A 763-nucleotide genomic window follows, 5' to 3' on the forward strand; every position below is an offset into this window, starting at 1 on the left:
TATCGTCAGATTTTTTAATATAATCAGGCCATTCTTGCTCAATGCCGTATCGTTCTTCAAATTTGCCTTGAAGATTAAACTTGTTATGAACGTTAACTAGTTCATTTAACACTTTTTCTAATTTATTCATGTTAATCTCTTGGAATAGTAGAATTTATTTAGCTTTACATTTTTTCAACTGCAATTGTCTTGCTGTTTCTTCCCTATCAATGAGGCGACCTTTTCCTGGATTTTCATAAACCCCCCTATGCCCTTGATTACTATATAAGTGTTCATCAATACCACTAGGGTGTTTACCATTCTGTAGGAAAACAATATTTCTAGGGTCTCCTTTCCAAGCTCCTCCCAAGGCACCATTACCCTTAACACTGTTTATATGGTGTCCTGTATATCCTCTCTGAGACATGATAGAAGACAATTTGCCATTACTTTTAGTCTCTTTTATTATTTTAATTTCTTCATCAGACCAGTTGCGAGAACCTCCGCCTGCTTCAACCAGAACTCTTTCTTGCCCCCATGCTCTATTAATTGCTGTTCCTCTCGCTCCCCGTTGAGGGCTTATAGTGTCACGAACTTTGTACCGCATTAAATCTTTTGGATTTAATCCCAGTGGGTCGATTTGCCCTGTGGGGTTATGAACGTAGGCATACGGATTGGTTCCTCCCATTAGCCCAATGGGATCCGGTGTCAGGTACACACCCGCAACAGGCAAAAAATACCGAAACCGATTGTAGACCAGCCCGCTCTCCTCATCCAGCCACTG

1 protein-coding gene is annotated in these 763 nt (G+C 40.8%); it reads right to left on the minus strand.

Annotated elements, in window-relative coordinates; genetic code table 11:
* Window positions 1-154: 154 nt before the first annotated feature.
* Window positions 155-763 (minus strand): RHS repeat-associated core domain-containing protein (locus tag Xmir_RS22240; protein ID WP_279627227.1); only part of this gene is annotated, 609 nt, incomplete at its 5' end.

It is taken from the genome of Xenorhabdus miraniensis, assembly GCF_002632615.1.